The 15,869-nt window shown below is 63.8% G+C and carries 13 protein-coding genes; 7 read left to right on the forward strand and 6 right to left on the reverse strand.

The window, feature by feature from the left end:
- Positions 1 to 2: 2 nt before the first annotated feature.
- The 6 genes from G5V57_RS19165 to G5V57_RS19190 form a co-directional block, all read right to left on the reverse strand.
- Positions 3 to 716, reverse strand: coding sequence for a hypothetical protein (locus G5V57_RS19165; protein ID WP_165169162.1), 714 nt, complete (start codon positions 714 to 716; stop codon positions 3 to 5).
- Positions 713 to 2,029 (reverse strand): ABC transporter substrate-binding protein, encoded by a 1,317-nt coding sequence (locus tag G5V57_RS19170; RefSeq protein ID WP_165169163.1) that lies wholly within the window; start codon positions 2,027 to 2,029, stop codon positions 713 to 715. Before G5V57_RS19170 ends, G5V57_RS19165 begins: the two co-directional genes overlap by 4 nt.
- Before the next feature lie 301 nt (positions 2,030 to 2,330).
- Complete coding sequence (locus G5V57_RS19175) at positions 2,331 to 2,942, reverse strand: sarcosine oxidase subunit gamma (RefSeq protein ID WP_165169164.1); 612 nt, start codon at positions 2,940 to 2,942, stop codon at positions 2,331 to 2,333.
- Entirely contained in the window at positions 2,935 to 5,949 is a 3,015-nt protein-coding gene (locus G5V57_RS19180; protein ID WP_165169165.1) for a sarcosine oxidase subunit alpha family protein, read from the reverse strand. Before G5V57_RS19180 ends, G5V57_RS19175 begins: the two co-directional genes overlap by 8 nt.
- On the reverse strand, positions 5,946 to 6,299 hold the full coding sequence (locus G5V57_RS19185) for a sarcosine oxidase subunit delta (RefSeq protein WP_165169166.1): 354 nt from the start codon (positions 6,297 to 6,299) through the stop codon (positions 5,946 to 5,948). The genes G5V57_RS19180 and G5V57_RS19185 overlap by 4 nt, the downstream gene beginning before the upstream one ends.
- A 41-nt stretch (positions 6,300 to 6,340) precedes the next feature.
- Positions 6,341 to 7,594: a sarcosine oxidase subunit beta family protein gene (locus G5V57_RS19190; RefSeq protein WP_165169167.1), complete on the reverse strand. Its 1,254-nt coding sequence runs from the start codon at positions 7,592 to 7,594 to the stop codon at positions 6,341 to 6,343.
- Positions 7,595 to 7,758: 164 nt separating this feature from the next.
- On the opposite strand from G5V57_RS19190, the gene ccmI reads away from it, so the two are divergent.
- The 7 genes from ccmI (at position 7,759) to G5V57_RS19225 (ending at position 15,844) form a co-directional block, all read left to right on the forward strand.
- Positions 7,759 to 8,853, forward strand: a complete 1,095-nt coding sequence (gene ccmI / locus G5V57_RS19195) for a c-type cytochrome biogenesis protein CcmI (protein ID WP_165169168.1) — start codon at positions 7,759 to 7,761, stop codon at positions 8,851 to 8,853.
- 14 nt (positions 8,854 to 8,867) lie between these two features.
- Positions 8,868 to 9,329 carry a cytochrome c maturation protein CcmE gene (gene ccmE / locus G5V57_RS19200; RefSeq protein WP_165169169.1) on the forward strand — a complete coding sequence of 154 codons (462 nt, stop codon included), beginning with the start codon at positions 8,868 to 8,870 and terminating at the stop codon, positions 9,327 to 9,329.
- A complete protein-coding gene (locus G5V57_RS19205; protein ID WP_165169170.1) occupies positions 9,326 to 11,305 on the forward strand; it encodes a heme lyase CcmF/NrfE family subunit in 1,980 nt (659 codons plus the stop codon). The genes ccmE and G5V57_RS19205 overlap by 4 nt, the downstream gene beginning before the upstream one ends.
- A gap of 4 nt (positions 11,306 to 11,309) precedes the next feature.
- Positions 11,310 to 11,768: a cytochrome c-type biogenesis protein gene (locus G5V57_RS19210; protein ID WP_165169171.1), complete on the forward strand. Its 459-nt coding sequence runs from the start codon at positions 11,310 to 11,312 to the stop codon at positions 11,766 to 11,768.
- 249 nt (positions 11,769 to 12,017) lie between these two features.
- Positions 12,018 to 13,505, forward strand: coding sequence for a Do family serine endopeptidase (locus G5V57_RS19215; protein WP_165169172.1), 1,488 nt, complete (start codon positions 12,018 to 12,020; stop codon positions 13,503 to 13,505).
- A gap of 212 nt (positions 13,506 to 13,717) precedes the next feature.
- On the forward strand, positions 13,718 to 14,392 hold the full coding sequence (locus G5V57_RS19220) for a response regulator transcription factor (protein ID WP_165174184.1): 675 nt from the start codon (positions 13,718 to 13,720) through the stop codon (positions 14,390 to 14,392).
- A 33-nt stretch (positions 14,393 to 14,425) separates the two neighbouring features.
- A complete protein-coding gene (locus tag G5V57_RS19225; protein ID WP_165169173.1) occupies positions 14,426 to 15,844 on the forward strand; it encodes a HAMP domain-containing sensor histidine kinase in 1,419 nt (472 codons plus the stop codon).
- Positions 15,845 to 15,869 lie beyond the last annotated feature (25 nt).

Raw genomic sequence — 15,869 nt, forward strand, 5'->3', positions numbered from 1 at the left:
GATTACGCTCCCCCGCCGGAAGCCTTGCGGATCAATCTGCCGAGCTCGCCCACTTCGTCGACGCGATCGAGCAGGGGCTTGAGCTGGTTGGGGGCCGGAGGCGAGTGCTTCTCGTCGGACAGGGAATGCCAGGCATAGTTGCCGAGGAGATGCAGCGGCCGCGATACCTGATACATCAGCCCGTAGGTCACCAGCACGCTGACCACGAAGATGATGGCGAGAAGATAGACGACCTTGCCGATGGCGGTCTGGACTTGCAGAGCGAAGTAGCCTTTGTCCATGCCGACATGCACCCGGCCGGCCTGGCCGCCGATGATGCCTGCCGTCACCTCCGAATAGCTGCCCATCCCGGCGAGAGTGCGATCATAGGTGTCCTTCCCGCTTTTGGAGTCGGCGACGATCTCGTCCGGCACGCCGGGCACGAAGGTGTGGGCGACGATCGTTCCTTCGCCGTCCACGACGAAGACATAGGAGATGCCCGGGGTCTCGATATACTGGTCGATGACAGACTGAAGCGCCGGATAATTCTGGTTGACGATCAGGTCGCTGTCGGAATTGGCGATGGCGCGCGCGATTGCCCGGCTGCTGTTCAGGAAATAGTCGGTGAGCTGCCGGTCCACCGTGTGCACATAGATGACGGAGGTCGACACCAGGATGAGCCCCATGAGCGCGAACACGCCAAACAGGGTCTTCTGATAAAACCGGGCGATCCTCATCGTTTCAGCCAAGCCTCCCATTCATCCACCCGCAAAGGCACGAACTGGCCGCCCCGGACAACGGTATAGTAGACTTGGTCCGAGGCCTGGCGCCGGTCCGCGGCGGCGCCGAAGAAAAGCTTCTGTCCAAGGCCCGGATCGAATTCGCCCATGCTCAGCGCGGCTTGCGCCAGATCGGAGCGCTTTGGGTTGGCGCACATCCGCTGCAGGATCGCGACGAACATCCTGGCGTTCAGATAGCCCTCGAAGCTGACGAAGCTGTACGGAAGGGGCGCATATTCCGATTCCGGGGTCTTTCCCCCTGGATAGAGCAGGGAGTCGGGTGGCATGATGGCATCGCCATAGCGGTCCATCGCCGCGCGGTATTCACGCACGACCGGCATCGCGTCGTCCTGATAGCTCGGCACGACCTGGGAGCTCACCAGCCGGGAAGTATAGTCCTTGCCGGATTTCTGCTCGGCATCGGACAGGAGCCTGAGCATGGCGTCGCTGCCGACGAACGAGATCGTCGCAACCGGAGCATCGACATCTCTGTCGCGCATGTTGCGGACGAACCCGGCGCAGGCTGGATAAGTGCCGATACAGATGATGGCGTCGGGCTTGAGGCGCTCCATCACCGCCACCTGGCCATCGTAGCTCTGATCATAGGGCGAGCCACGCCGGTAAGTGGCTTCGCCGGCGATCTCGAGGCCGTGCCCGGCCAAAGCCTTGCGCACGCCGGCCCATCCCGTGCGGCCATAGGCGTCCGCCTGATAAAACACCGCGATGCGGGTCCGGCCTGCGGCGACGAAGTGATCGACGAGCCCCTTGGTCTCCTGGTCGTATGAAGCGCGCAGATTGAAGCTGAACATGTCATAGGGCGGAACTCGGCTCGCATCGGCCCCGGTGAAGGGGAAGAACAGCAGGAAATGCTCGCCCTGGCGCATCCGCAGAAGCGGCAGGGTGCGGATCATGGTCGGCGTGCCGACATAGGAGAACAGCGCGAAGACGTTTTCCTTCATCAACCTCAGCGTGTTGCGGATCGCGAGATCGGGCTGGTATTTGTCGTCATAGGCCGTGATCACGACGCGCCGGCCTTGGACGCCGCCAGCCTCGTTGACCTGGGTCAGATAGGCCATGGCGCCGCGATAGAGCTCGATGCTGAGCGCCCGCGCACTCGCCGAAAAATCTGCCGACATGCCGAGGCGGATTTCACTTTGGCCGTCACCCGGCTGGCCACCTTCAGGAGCCGCCGTCGATCCTTGCTGCGCGAAGGCAGGATTGTGGAGAAACACGACAAGAGCCAGGAGGCTCAGCGCGAGGATCGGTCTCAAACTGAGCTTGAACTGCAGGTTCCTCTCCTCCCCCTAGAGCATGATCCGGAAAAGTGCGAAGCGGTTTTCCGAGAGGATCATATGCAAACAAGAAGATAAAGCGTGATGGCGACTCGTTCTAAAGCCATTACGCTTTATCGGGCGGCAAAGAGACCAGCAAGACTGGCTCTGCGTCTTTATTCGCCCCGCGCCAACGGCGATGACCTTTCTACCAGACCCAATGGGGACCTTCAACGACACGCCACCATCGCGAGCACCGTTTTACCGGTCCCACGGCCTCGAACTCCGGGGATCTCGCGTCTCACACCGCCGGGGAAGCCTGTTTCCCGAATTGGCGCACTTCCGCGACCACCCGGCCATTGGCGAGAAGCCAGTCCCACGCATAGTCGGCGTAGGAGCGGAAGACATAGAGGTCGATCACATCCGGTTTCTGGCTCACAATATGGAGCAGGGCGGCGATCTCGGCGAAACGCAGGCGGCGGACTGTTCCGGCCTCGTAATCGGCCGACAGCAGATCGAGCGACGAGCCCTTGAGGAGAAGGGGGCGCGCCTGATCGCCCTCGAGCCGGATGATCGTGCGCATGTCGGATACATCGACGGCGAAGGAGTGGATGCCCTGAAGCGCCTGGCGCAGGGCGGACAGAAGTTCCTCCGTCCTGGCTCTCGGGCACAGGATGAGCCACTGGTCGGTTGAGAGCCAAAGCGCCTGAATGTCGCCCCAGGCGGTGCTCGTCCGCGGCGCCGTCGGCAGATCGAGGGTCAGTGTCTGCTTGACGGCCGCCATGAATTGCGGATCGTCCGGCAGCCCTCTGAGATCGATCATGCCGCGGCTGGTTCTCTCGCGCAGCTCGACGCTCAGACCGGTCGGCTTCTCGCGCGATTGCAGCGCGCTTTCGAACTGGGCGTCAGACATTCTGGCGGCTCCCTTCCTTGTCGTAGAAGACCGGATCGGTGATCTTCGCTTTCACCACCTTGCCTTCGAGCGGGAAGGACAGTGTCTCGCCCATCCGGCTGCGGCCATTCTCGATCAGCGCCATGGCGATCGAGCGGTCGAGGGTGGGTGAATAATAGGTCGAGGTGACCTGGCCGATCATGTCCATCGGCGGCTTGTCCTTGACGGCCCTGACCGCATAGGCGCCGTCGGGCAGGACGTCCTTCGGATCCTCGGTCAGGAGGCCGACCAGCTGCTTGCGCCCGGCGCTTCTGAGGAAGGACTGGTCGAGCGAGCGCTTGCCGATGAAATCCGCCTTCTTCTTGGAAACCAGCCCGTCGAGGCCGACATCGAAAGGCGTCACCGTGCCGTCGGTCTCGTCGCCGACGACGATGTAGCCCTTCTCGGCGCGCAGCACATGCAGCGCTTCCGTGCCATAGGCCTCGATGCCGAATTCGGCGCCGGCGGCAAGGATGGTGTCCCACAGGCCGCGGCCGAAATGAGCGGGCGTGGCCACCTCATAGGAAAGCTCGCCCGAGAAGCTTATGCGATAGAGGCGCACCGGATAGGCGCCGAGCCTGCCTTCCTTCATGGCCATATGCGGGAAGCCCTCGGCCGAGATGTCGAAATCGGGACCGAGCTTCGAGAGCACTTCGCGCGCCTTGGGCCCGGCGATGGCGAACTGCGCCCATTGCTCGGTGACCGGCGTGACGAAGACCCGGTAGTGCGTCCATTCCGTCTGCAGCCATTCCTCGAGCCAGGCGGCGATGCGGTCGGCGCCGCCCGAGGTCGTGTGCATCAGGAAATGGTCGTCGGCGAGGCGTACCGAGACGCCGTCATCGATGAGGAAACCGAGCTCGTTCATCATGAGCCCATAGCGGCAACGCCCGACCTTCAAGGTCGAGAACATGTTCGTATAGATGCGGTCGAGGAACTCGGCGGCGTCCGGCCCCTTGATCTCGATCTTGCCGAGCGTCGATGCGTCGAGCAGGCCGACCTTGCGGCGCACGGCCAGAATCTCGCGGTTGATCGCGGCGTGCTTGTCCTCGCCGGCGCGCGGATAGGTATAGGCGCGCCGCCATTGCCCGACCGGCTCGAAATGCGCGTTCTGCGCCTGATGCCAGCGGTAGATCGGTGTGCGCCTTATGGGGAGGAACAGCTTCTTTGTGAGCGCGCCCGCGATCGCGCCGAAGGAAAAGGGCGTATAGGGCGGGCGGAACGTGGTGATGCCGATCTCGGGAATCTTCCTGCCGGTCGCCTCGGCGAGCACGCCGAGCCCGTTCAGGTTGGACGTCTTGCCTTGGTCGGTCGCCATGCCGAAGGTCGTATAGCGCTTGGTATGCTCGACCGATTCATAGCCTTCGCGCTGGGCGAGCTCGAGATCGGCGGCGGTCACATCGTTCTGGAAATCGATGAAGTGCTTGTTGCCTTCATTGTATTTGCCCGTGGCAGGCGAGAACCAGATCGGCTCGAGAGGCTTCTGCGGAGCGGACTCGGCCTTGGGCCGGGCTGCCGTGGGCGCGGCCGCCTTCACTGCCGTTTCGCCGGCGGCATAGCCTTCGGCGAGCGCCACGGACAAATCCATCGTGCCGTTGGCCGCGCCAACCGCCTGGATGCGGTCATGATGCTTGCCGGGCCTGAAGCTCTGCAGCCCGCTGTCGAAAGTGAGCTTGCCGCCATTGTGGCACCACAGATTGACCACCGGATTGAATCCGCCCGACATGGCGACGAAATCGCAAGCGATGCGGCTTTCATTGACGACGCGGCCCTGGCCCTTGCGCCACGGCGCGATCTTGACGCCGTTGAGGCCCAAGCCGCCATAGCCGCTCTCGACACCGGCAATCGCATGTCCCGGAATGATTTCGATGCCGGCATTGCGCGCGTCGCGCGCCCCGGCACTGTCGGTGCCCTGGCGTACATCGATGATCGCGGCGACATTCGAGCCGGCGCGCTTCAGCGAAAGCGCGGTCAGATAGGCATCGTCGTTGTTGGTGAAGACGACCCCCTTCATGCCGGGCGACACGCCGTAGCGTTCGACGAGGCCGCGCGCCGCGGTGGCGAGCATGATGCCCGGCCGGTCGTTGTTGGCGAAAGCGATGGGACGCTCGAGCGCGCCGGTCGCCAGGATCACCTCCTTGGCGCGCACCTTCCACAGGCGATGGCGCGGCGTGCCCTTGGCGAGAAGTGCGGGATCGTGATCGGCGACGCGCTCGAACAGCATGACATGATTGTGATGCCAGTGGCCGACCGCCGTGGTTCGCGTCATCACCTGGACATTGTCTGCATTGGCGAGGAGTTCGGCGCGGCTTCTGACCCAGTCGAGCTGCGGCGCGCCGTCGATCATGCCGGTGGAAAGGTCGGCCATGCCGCCGAAACGCGTACTTTCGTCGCAGATGATGACCCGGGCGCCGGACGCTTGCGCCGCTTCGGCCGCCGCGAGACCGGCCACGCCGGCGCCGATCACCAGCACGTCGCAATGGGCATGCATATGCTCGTAGGTATCCGGGTCGCGGCCTTCCGGCGCCTTGCCGAGGCCGGCGGCGCGCCGGATCATCGGCTCATAGACATGCTTCCAGAAGGCCTGCGGCCACATGAAGGTCTTGTAGTAGAAGCCGCCCGGGATGAAGCGGGAGATTCTGCTGTTGAGGGCGCCGATGTCGAACTTGAGCGACGGCCAGCGGTTCTGACTGACCGCGACGAGGCCGTCATGGAGCTCGACCTGGGTGGCGCGCAGATTGGGCTCGTGGCGCGATCCTTCGCCCACGCCCACCAGCGCATTCATCTCTTCGGAGCCCAGGCCTACGACGCCGCGCGGGCGATGATATTTGAAGCTCCGGCCGAAGACGCGCTGGCCGTTGGCGAGAACGGCAGCCGCGAGCGTGTCGCCCTGATAGCCGGTCATGGTCAGACCGTCGAAGGTGAAGCTCACCTTCATGGCGCGATTGATCAGGCGGCCGCCCTTGGGCAGGCGATAGGGCTTGCCGGTCATGCTTTACGTCCCTTTGCCAGCTTGTCCTTGAAGAATTCGGCCCACTCGCCGGTCGCGGCTTTCATCAACTCGCGCGGCGGCAATTCGCCGATCCCGTAGGTCGCCTTGAATTCCATGGTCATCGTGTCGCGCGCCGCGTGGAACCACTTGCCGCAGCCGCGGTCGCAGCGCCAGCGTTCGAAATGCAGTCCCTTGGGATTATGCCGCATGAACAGGTAGTCGCGCTGCTGGGCATCGCTGACATCAGCGGGATCGCGCGTGGCGGGTCTCGCCACATGAGCCTCCCCGCCATAGTGAAAATCCGTCTCGTCGCCTTCGGCACCGCAGACCGGGCAATGAACGATCAGCATGAATGCGAGCTCCTGAATGCCTTGCACATTAATGCGCCACCTTAATGCGCCACCGCGGCGGCGACGCTTTCGTCGATCAGTCGGCCTTCGAGGAAGCGGTTGAGACCGAAAGGCTCGGCGATCGGATGTGGCCGGTCGTTGAACATCGTGTCGGCGAAGACGAAGCCCGAGCCCGGGATCGCCTTGAAGCCGCCGGTGCCCCAGCCGCAATTGACATAGAGGCCTTCCACATCGGTCTTGCTGATGATCGGCGAGCGGTCGCCCGTCATGTCGACGATGCCGCCCCACATGCGCAGCATGCGCAAGCGCGAGATGATCGGGAAGGTCTCGACCAGCGCCGTCACCGTGTGCTCGAGCGCCGGGAAGGAGCCGCGCTGCGAATAATTGTTGTAGGGATCGGTGCCGCCGCCCACCACCAGCTCGCCCTTGTCGGACTGGCTCAGGTAACCATGCACGGTATTCGCCATGATGACGCAATCGAGCACCGGCTTGATCGGTTCCGAGACCAGCGCCTGCAGACACAGGCTCTCGATCGGCAGGCGCAGGCCCGCCGTCTGCACGAGGGTCGAGACATGGCCGGCGGTGACGACGCCGACCTTCTTGGTCTTGATGAAGCCCTTGGAGGTCTCGATCCCGGCCACCTTGGCCCCGTCGCGACGGATCGAAAGCACTTCGCAATTCTGGATGATGTCGACGCCGAGGCTGTCGGCGCCCCGGGCATAGCCCCAGGCCACCGCGTCATGACGCCCGGTGCCGCCGCGCGGCTGGTAATAGGCGCCGAGAATGGGGTAGCGGCAATTGGGATCGTCATTGATGATGGGGGCGATCTTCTTCACCTCTTCCGGCGTGATCATCCGGCAGTCCAGGCCGGCGAGCCGGTTGGCATGGGCGGTGCGCTTGAAGGCGCGGAACTCGTGCTCGGTCTGGCACAGCATCATCACGCCGCGCGGCGAGAACATCACGTTGAAATTGAGGTCGTGCGAAAGCTCCTCATAGAGCCCGCGGGCGAGCTCATAAATGGCGATCGAGGGGTCCTGCAGATAGTTCGAGCGGATAATGGTGGTATTGCGCCCGGTATTGCCGCCGCCCAGCCAGCCTTTTTCGACCACCGCGATATTTGTGAGTTTGTGATTCTTGGCCAGGTAATAGGCGGTGGCGAGGCCATGGCCGCCGGCGCCGACGATCACCGCGTCATATTCCGACTTGGGCGTGGGGCTGCGCCAGGCGCGTTCCCAGTCCTTGTGGTAGTTCATCGCGTTGCGCGCGAGGGAAAAGATCGAGTAGCGGGATTTCATGCGGCCCTCTGGTAAACCAGTGTGCTGAACGCGCTGTTTATCAAAAGGGGGGTGCAGCCTCCACCGGTTTCCGACGCCCCATTGCTGCCATGCGACAATGCGACGGACCCTTTTAAGAGCTGGGCGCATTACATTGGGACGAGCCCCCGGAACCTCTTGAGAGCATGCTGAATTTCCTTGTATTTGCGGTACTTGCGGCAGCCGTCGTGATCGCCCTGTGCTGGCCCGTCCTGAAGGGGCGCGTCGCCGGGCCGGCGCGCGCCGACTATGACGAGGCCGTCTTCCGCGACCAGCTCGCCGAGCTCGAGCGTGACAAGGCCAGGGGCCTGATCGGTACTGCCGAAGCCGGGGCCGCCCGCAATGAGATCGCGCGCCGCCTGATCGCCGCTGGCCGGCAGGCGCCCCAGGCCAGCCCCCAGGGTGTGGGCAGATGGCCGGTTTTGGCGGTGGCTGTGACCGTCCCTGTGGCAGCACTTGGTCTCTATATGGCGCTTGGCGCCCCGGGCAGACCCGATCTGCCGCTCAAGCAGCGTCTCGACAATGCGATCGCCAATAACGACGTCCGGGCGCTGATGGCAAAGGCCGAGGCGCATCTGGCCGAGCAGCCGGACGATCTGCGCGGCTGGGAGGTTCTCGCACCTCTCTATCGCGGCACTGAGCGCTATGAGGACGCGGCGAAGGCATTCGGGAACATTCTGCGTCTCAAGGGAGCGAATGCCGAAACCTATGCCGACTATGGCGAGATGCTGGTTTTCGCCAATGCCGGCCTTGTCCCCAAGGAGGCGGCGGCGGCTTTCGCCGAGGCCCTGAAGCTTGACGTTAAGTTGCCCAAGGCCCGCTTTTATGCCGGCCTGGCCTTGAAGCAGGACGGCAAGGCGGGTGAGGCCCTGGCGGTCTGGCAGGGGCTGCTCGCCGATACGAAGCCGACAGACAGCTGGAAAAATGCCCTCGAGGCGCAGATCGCGTCCCTGTCGCCGGGCGCGCCTCAGCTCTCCGACGAGCAGGTGGCGGCGACCGAGAATATGAGCCCTGAAGATCGCGAAAAAATGATCCGAGGCATGGTTGACGGCCTGGAGGAGCGCCTTAAATCGGCCCCTGCCGATCTCGACGGCTGGCAGCGCCTTATTAGGGCGCGCGCCGTTTTGGGTGAGATGGACAAGGCGCGCGCGGCGTATACTTCCGCGCAGGCGCAATTCAAGGATGACAGCCAGGCGATGTCCGCATTGGCTCAGTCGGCGAAGCAGCTGGGTATCGAATAATGGCAATGATGACGATGACGCCCCGTAGTTCCCGGAAGCAGAAGCGCGCCGCGGTGATCCTGGCGGGCCTCGCCGTCCTCGCCATTGCCGCCGGCATTGTGCTTTATGCGCTCAAGGACACGATCGTCTTCTTCTATACGCCGAGCGAGATCGCCGAAAAGAACGTCCAGACCGGCCAGCGTTTCCGCCTGGGCGGTCTCGTTGAGGCGGGCAGCGTCGTCAAGGGCGACGGCATGACCGTGCGCTTCGCGGTCACCGACACCATCAAGTCGGTCACGGTCGAATATAAGGGCCAGCTGCCCGATCTCTTCCGCGAGGGCCAGGGCGTCGTTACCGAAGGCAAGCTCGACGCGTCGGGCAACTTCGTCGCCGACACGGTGCTCGCCAAGCATGATGAAAACTATATGCCGAAGGACGTCGCCGACCGCCTGAAGGAAAAGGGCGTGTGGAAGGAAGGCAAGGGGGCCGGATCATGATTGCCGAAACCGGACATTTCACGCTCATCCTGGCCTTCGTCACGGCCCTGGCGCAGTGCGCCGTGCCGCTCTACGGCGCCCATCGCGGCGACCGCGCCCTCATGAATGTCGCCGCGCCCGCCGCGCTGGCGCAATTCACGCTGATCGCCATCGCCTTCCTGGCGCTGATGAATGCCTATGTGACGTCGGATTTTTCGGTCGTCAATGTGTGGGAGAATTCCCATTCGGCGAAGCCGCTCCTCTACAAGATCACCGGCGTCTGGGCCAATCATGAAGGCTCGATGATGCTGTGGGTGTTGATCCTGTCGCTGTTCGGCGCCGGTGTCGCGCTGTTCGGCGGCAACCTGCCGCTCGAGCTCAAATCGCGGGTGCTCGCCATCCAGGGCTCGATCGGCATCGCCTTCCTGCTCTTCATTCTGCTCACCTCCAATCCTTTCCTGCGTCTCGATCCGGCGCCCGTCGAAGGCAACGGCATCAATCCGCTGCTGCAGGATCCGGCGCTCGCCTTCCATCCGCCGTTCCTCTATGCCGGTTATGTCGGTCTGTCGGTCTCCTTCTCCTTCGCCATCGCCGCCCTGATCGACGGCAAGGTCGATGCCGCCTGGGCGCGCTGGGTCAGGCCGTGGACGCTCGCCGCCTGGGTCTTCCTGACGCTGGGCATCGCCATGGGATCCTGGTGGGCCTATTACGAACTGGGCTGGGGCGGTTTCTGGTTCTGGGACCCGGTCGAAAACGCCTCCTTCATGCCCTGGCTCATCTCCGCGGCGCTCCTTCATTCCGCGATCGTCGTCGAGAAGCGCAACGCGCTGAAGATCTGGACCATACTTCTCGCCATCCTGGCGTTCTCGCTGTCGCTGATCGGCGCCTTCCTGGTGCGCTCCGGCGTCCTGACCTCGGTTCATGCCTTCGCGGTCGATCCGGAGCGTGGCGTATTCATTCTCCTGATCCTGTGCATCTTCATCGGCGGCGCGCTGGCGCTGTTCGCCTGGCGCGCGCCGGCGCTGAAGGCGGGCGGGCTCTTCGCGCCCTTGAGCCGCGAGGGTGGCCTCGTGGTGAACAATCTTCTGCTCTGCACCGCCTGCGCGGCGGTCTTCATCGGCACGCTCTATCCCCTGGCGCTGGAAATGTTCACCGGCGACAAGATCTCGGTCGGTCCGCCTTATTTCAATGTCACCTTCGGCCTGATCATGCTGCCGCTCCTGCTGCTCGTGCCGGCCGGGCCGCTGCTCACCTGGAAGCGGGCCGAAGCGTGGCCGGTGATCCAGCGCCTGTGGGTTGCCGCCCTGGTGGCCTTCGCCGCGGTCATGCTTCTCCTTGTCGTGTTCCGGCGTGGACCGTGGCTGGCCCCTCTCGGCGTCGGCCTCGGCCTGTGGCTGGTATTGGGCGCCCTGGTCGAGCTTTCCGAGCGCGTCGCCTTGCTCCGCTCGCCCTGGGCGGTCGCCTGGTCGCGATTCAAGGGTTTGCCGCGCTCCGCGCTCGGCATGACGCTAGCCCATGCGGGCGTGGGGATCGCGATCATCGGCATCTTCTCGGTCACGACCTGGCGCCAGGAGCATATCCTGGCGATGAAGCCCGGCGAGAAGCTCAATGTCGCCGGATATGAGGTGACCTATCTCGGCGAAGCGCCGATGACCGGGCCGAATTACACCGGTGACGGCGGACGCTTCCGCGTGATGGACGGCAATCGCGAAGTGGCTACCCTGGTTTCGGAACGGCGCCGCTTCCGGCCGAGCAATCAGGAGACGACGGAAGTCGGCCTCCTGCAGGCCTGGTCTGGCGATCTCTACGCGGTGATGGGCGATCGCATGTCCGATGGCGCCCGCGCCATCCGCATCTATTTCAACCCGCTCATCTCGTTGATCTGGCTCGGCGCCTTCGTCATGTTCCTCGGCGGCTGCATCTCGCTCACCGACCGGCGCTTCCGGGTGGGGGCGCCCAAGACCGCGCGCCAATTGCAGCCCGTTCCGGCGGAGTGAAGCGATGAAGCGGGTCGGTACGGCGCTTCTTCTCTTTCTGCTCTGGATCGCTCCGCTGGGGGCGGTCGAGCCCGACGAGATACTGGCTGATCCGGCGCTTGAAGCCCGCGCGCGCGCGCTGTCGATGGGACTGCGCTGCCTGGTCTGCCAGAACCAGTCGATCGATGATTCGAATGCGCCCCTCGCTCGCGACCTGCGCATTCTTCTGCGCGAGCGCCTGACGGCCGGCGACAACGACCAGCAGGCGGTCGACTATATCGTGGCGCGTTACGGCGACTTTGTTTTGTTGCGCCCGCGCTTCACCGCCGAGACATGGATTCTGTGGATCGGTCCGTTCGTGCTGCTGCTGGTAGGTGGAACATTTCTTCTCATGCGCCGGCGCAACAACAAGGAAGACGCGGTCGAGCGTTCGCTCGATCCGCAGGAGCAGGCCGACTTGGAGCGCCTGCTGGACCGCCGCTAGACCACGATCACTTCAGTAGATGTGATCGACATTTTGAGTTGGCGCGTGATCGGACGGAAAGCCTGTGCCGGCTTTTCCTGGTCATGTGCGTGGAATTTCCAGTCACATCGCTATCACATCAAAGTGAAGCCGTGACAAGGGGTTAGACGGCCCGGATTACAGAAGATTCACATTGTAGAAAGGTCTCCGTAATTCGCCGATACCTACGTTTACTGTCACATGAATGCATGGGACACAGGAGACCCTTCCATGACTACAAGCACCAAGGTGCGCAATCGCGTAATAGGCGCAATGGCCTTCGGCCTTCTGGCCGCGACGGCATTGTCCGCAAACTTTATGATCGCCCCATCCGTACCCGCGCTGGCCGAAACGGCGCAGCAGGTGGCGCCGCAGGCGGGCTTTGCCGATCTGGCTGAGAAAGTGATGCCGGCGGTCATCTCCGTTGAGGTCAATATCGCCAACGCCGCCGACGACGGCAGCGATGACGGCCAGGACGGCCCGGGCGTGCCGAACCTGCCGCAGGACAGTCCCTTCCGCGACTTCTTCAATCAGTTCCCGCAGTTCCGTGACCAGTTCCCGCAGGCGCCGCGCCAGCCGCGTGGCGGCATCGCGCAGGGCTCGGGCTTCGTGATCTCGGCCGACGGTTACGCCGTTACCAACAATCACGTCGTTGGCAATGCCGACAAGGTGTCGGTGAAGTTCAGCGACGGTCAGCAGTATGACGCCAAGGTGATTGGCACCGATCCCAAGACCGATCTCGCTCTGATCAAGATCGAGGGTGGCAAGAACTTCGCCTTCGTGAAATTCTCCGGCAAGGAACCGCGCGTCGGCGACTGGGTGATGGCGGTGGGCAACCCCTTCGGTCTCGGCGGCACCGTGACCACCGGTATCATCTCGGCCCGCGGCCGTGATATCGGCTCGGGTCCCTATGACGACTTCCTGCAGATCGACGCCCCGATCAACAAGGGCAACTCCGGTGGACCCGCCTTCAATCTCGATGGCGACGTGGTCGGCATCAACACCGCCATCTACTCGCCCTCGGGCGGCAGCGTGGGTATCGGTTTCGCCATCCCGGCCGCGACCGCCCAGGATGTGATCGTCAGCCTCAAGGACAGCGGCAAGGTGACCCGCGGCTGGCTCGGCGTGCAGATCCAGCCGGTGACCGATGACATCGCCGAAGGACTGAACCTCAAGGACAAGAAGGGCGCGCTCGTCGCCGATGTCACGGAGAAGTCTCCCGCCCTCGCCGCCGGCATCAAGACGGGCGATACGATAGTGAAGGTCGGCAATGACGAGATCACCGACCCGCGCGACCTCGCCAAGAAGGTGGCCCGCTATTCCCCCGGCAAGTCGGTGGACGTCACCATCATCCGCGACGGCAAGAGCATGGTCGTCCCGGTCGAGCTCGGCAAGATGCCGGGTGAGAAGGAGGAGCTTGCCAGCGCCAAGCCGGCGGGGCACGAGGACGGCATGGCCGAGCTCGGCGTGCGCCTCGCTCCCGCCGAGGACGGTGCCGGCGTCAAGGTGATCGACGTGAAGCCTGGCAGCGCCGCCGACGACCGCGGCATCCGCGCGGGTGACGTGATCCTCGAAGTGGCAGGCAAGGAAGTCCATGAGCCCTCTGACGTCAAGGCAGCGCTGACCGCGGCCAAGGGCTCGGGCAAGCGGGTCGTCATGCTGGTCCGCTCGGGAGACAGCCAGCATTTCATCGCCCTGCCGGGCGGCGGCCAAGGGTGAGTTAGCGTCTCGTGCGACGCTTGAGTGTCACACAACTCTCCCCCGCTCCCGTGTGACATTCCAGGTGGCGGAGACAGGGCGACCCCCTGTCTCCGCAGCCTGATCAGGTCGAAGGAATGAAGCAGAGAGGGGCTTTTCCTGAGGAAGAAGTCATGCAACTTATGACCAACAGCAACATCAAGCCAACCGCAGCCGCAAATGACCCGGAAATCATGCGCATCCTGGTGATCGAGGATGATCGAGAAGCCGCTACCTGGCTCCTGAAGGGGCTGGCCGAGAGCGGTCATGTCGCCGATCTCGCTGCCGACGGCGAGGAGGGCCTGGCGCTGGCGCGCGAGCGGGTTCATGACGTGCTGATCGTCGACCGCATGTTGCCCAAGCTCGACGGTCTTACCATCATCCAGACGTTGCGCGCTGAAGGCGTCACCGCCCCAGTGCTGATCCTGAGCGCGCTCGGCGACGTCGACGAGCGGGTCAAGGGGCTCAGGGCCGGTGGCGACGACTATCTCGCCAAGCCTTATGCCTTTTCCGAGCTTCTGGCCCGCATCGAGGGCCTGTCGCGCCGCCGCCACCAGGGGCCGCAGCAGACCCGGCTCAAGGCCGCCGATCTCGAAATGGACCTTCTGACGCGTACCGTGACGCGGTCGGGCCGTCCGATCATCCTCCAGCCGCGCGAATTCAAGCTGCTCGAATATCTCATGCGCAATGCCGGCCATGTGGTGACGCGCACCATGCTCCTGGAGAATGTCTGGGATTATCATTTCGACCCTCAGACCAATGTCATAGACGTCCATGTTTCGCGGCTGCGCGCCAAGATCGACAAGGGCTTCGACGAGCCCATTCTGCAGACGGTCCGGGGTGCCGGCTATATGATCCGTTCGGCCTAGTTTGCAGAGGACCCAGCGCGCCAACATGACCATATGAGCCCGTCAAGCCAGACTTCAAATCACTCGAGCTACTGGAAGCTCTTCCATACTTCGACATTCAGGCTGTCGGCCGTCTATCTGATCGTCTTCATCGTATCAGTGGGCGCGATCCTCGCTTACATCTACTGGAACACGGCGGGTCTTCTGGAGCGCCAGACGGACGAGACGATCAGGGCCGAGGTGCAGGGCCTGGCGGATCAATACCGCATCCGCGGACTGGACGGTGTTCTCGACACGGTGCGCCGCCGCTCGAGCGATGATTCGGGCTCGATCTATCTGCTGACAACGCCGGAAGGCGTGCGCATGGCGGGCAACCTGATCTCGGTACCGGACGAGATCGCCATCGAGGATTCGGGCTGGACCGAGTTCCCCTTCAATGTGAAAACCAGCACGGGGATGGAACCGCATCGCGCACGGGTATATTACACCGAGCTCCCCGGCGAGAACGTCCTGGTCGTCGGCCGCGATATCGAGGACATGCGGCAATTCGCGACCATTATCCGCAACACGCTGATCACCGGCACACTGATCGCCGTCGCCCTCGGCATCGGCGGCGGCCTGCTCACCAGCCGCAACTTCCTGCGCCGCGTCGATGCCATTACCGATGCCAGCCGTTCGATCATGCAGGGCGACCTGGCCGGCCGTATGCCGGTACAGGGCACCGGCGACGAACTCGACCGCCTGGCGGAGTCTCTCAACCGCATGCTCGATCAGATCGAGCGGCTGATGCGCGGCATGCAGGAGGTGTCGAGCAATGTGGCGCATGATCTGAGAACGCCACTGACGCGGATCAAAGCACGGGCCGAATCGGCCTTGCGGTCCGGCGCCGAAGGCGATTTCAAGGCGGCGCTCGAGCAGACGATCGATGAATCCGACCGCCTGCTGCAGACCTTCGCCGCGCTGTTGTCGATCGCCAAGGCGGAATCGGGCCAGTCCCGTGAGGGCCTGCAGCCCGTCGACGCCGCGGTGATTCTCCATGAAGTGGCGGAGCTATATGAGCCCTTCGCGGAGGACCAGGGCGGCAACCTGACGACCGAGATTGCGGAGGCGCTCGATGTGCGTGCCAACCGGCAGCTGCTCGCCCAGGCGATCAGCAATCTCGTCGACAATGCGCTGAAATACGGCGAGTCGCCCGAGACCGGGGTTCCTGAGATCCGCGTCACCGGCGGATTAGAGGGCGACGACGCGGTGATCACCGTCAGCGACCGCGGCCGAGGCGTGGCGCCGGAAGATCGCCTCCACGTGCTCGAGCGCTTCGTGCGCCTGGATGAAAGCCGCTCCAAGCCCGGCAACGGATTGGGCCTGAGCCTCGTCGCCGGCGTGATGAAGCTGCATGATGGCCGCATTGTGCTGGAAGATAACGAGCCCGGTCTGAGAGTGAAGCTCGTATTGCCGCAGCTTCAGCCGGCCTGACGGGCCCGGCTGCTTTACTTTCACG

It is taken from the genome of Nordella sp. HKS 07, assembly GCF_011046735.1.
In the GTDB taxonomy this organism is placed as follows: domain Bacteria; phylum Pseudomonadota; class Alphaproteobacteria; order Rhizobiales; family Aestuariivirgaceae; genus Taklimakanibacter.

What these genes read in the sequence shown, in the direction of transcription:
- G5V57_RS19165 (WP_165169162.1), bottom strand. Translation starts at nt 716, where the DNA reads ATGAGGATCGCCCGGTTTTATCAGAAGACCCTGTTTGGCGTGTTCGCG.
- G5V57_RS19175 (WP_165169164.1), bottom strand. Translation starts at nt 2,942, where the DNA reads ATGTCTGACGCCCAGTTCGAAAGCGCGCTGCAATCGCGCGAGAAGCCG.
- G5V57_RS19180 (WP_165169165.1), bottom strand. Translation starts at nt 5,949, where the DNA reads ATGACCGGCAAGCCCTATCGCCTGCCCAAGGGCGGCCGCCTGATCAAT.
- G5V57_RS19185 (WP_165169166.1), bottom strand. Translation starts at nt 6,299, where the DNA reads ATGCTGATCGTTCATTGCCCGGTCTGCGGTGCCGAAGGCGACGAGACG.
- G5V57_RS19190 (WP_165169167.1), bottom strand. Translation starts at nt 7,594, where the DNA reads ATGAAATCCCGCTACTCGATCTTTTCCCTCGCGCGCAACGCGATGAAC.
- ccmI (WP_165169168.1), top strand. Translation starts at nt 7,759, where the DNA reads ATGCTGAATTTCCTTGTATTTGCGGTACTTGCGGCAGCCGTCGTGATC.
- ccmE (WP_165169169.1), top strand. Translation starts at nt 8,868, where the DNA reads ATGACGCCCCGTAGTTCCCGGAAGCAGAAGCGCGCCGCGGTGATCCTG.
- G5V57_RS19205 (WP_165169170.1), top strand. Translation starts at nt 9,326, where the DNA reads ATGATTGCCGAAACCGGACATTTCACGCTCATCCTGGCCTTCGTCACG.
- G5V57_RS19210 (WP_165169171.1), top strand. Translation starts at nt 11,310, where the DNA reads ATGAAGCGGGTCGGTACGGCGCTTCTTCTCTTTCTGCTCTGGATCGCT.
- G5V57_RS19215 (WP_165169172.1), top strand. Translation starts at nt 12,018, where the DNA reads ATGACTACAAGCACCAAGGTGCGCAATCGCGTAATAGGCGCAATGGCC.
- G5V57_RS19220 (WP_165174184.1), top strand. Translation starts at nt 13,718, where the DNA reads ATGCGCATCCTGGTGATCGAGGATGATCGAGAAGCCGCTACCTGGCTC.
- G5V57_RS19225 (WP_165169173.1), top strand. Translation starts at nt 14,426, where the DNA reads ATGAGCCCGTCAAGCCAGACTTCAAATCACTCGAGCTACTGGAAGCTC.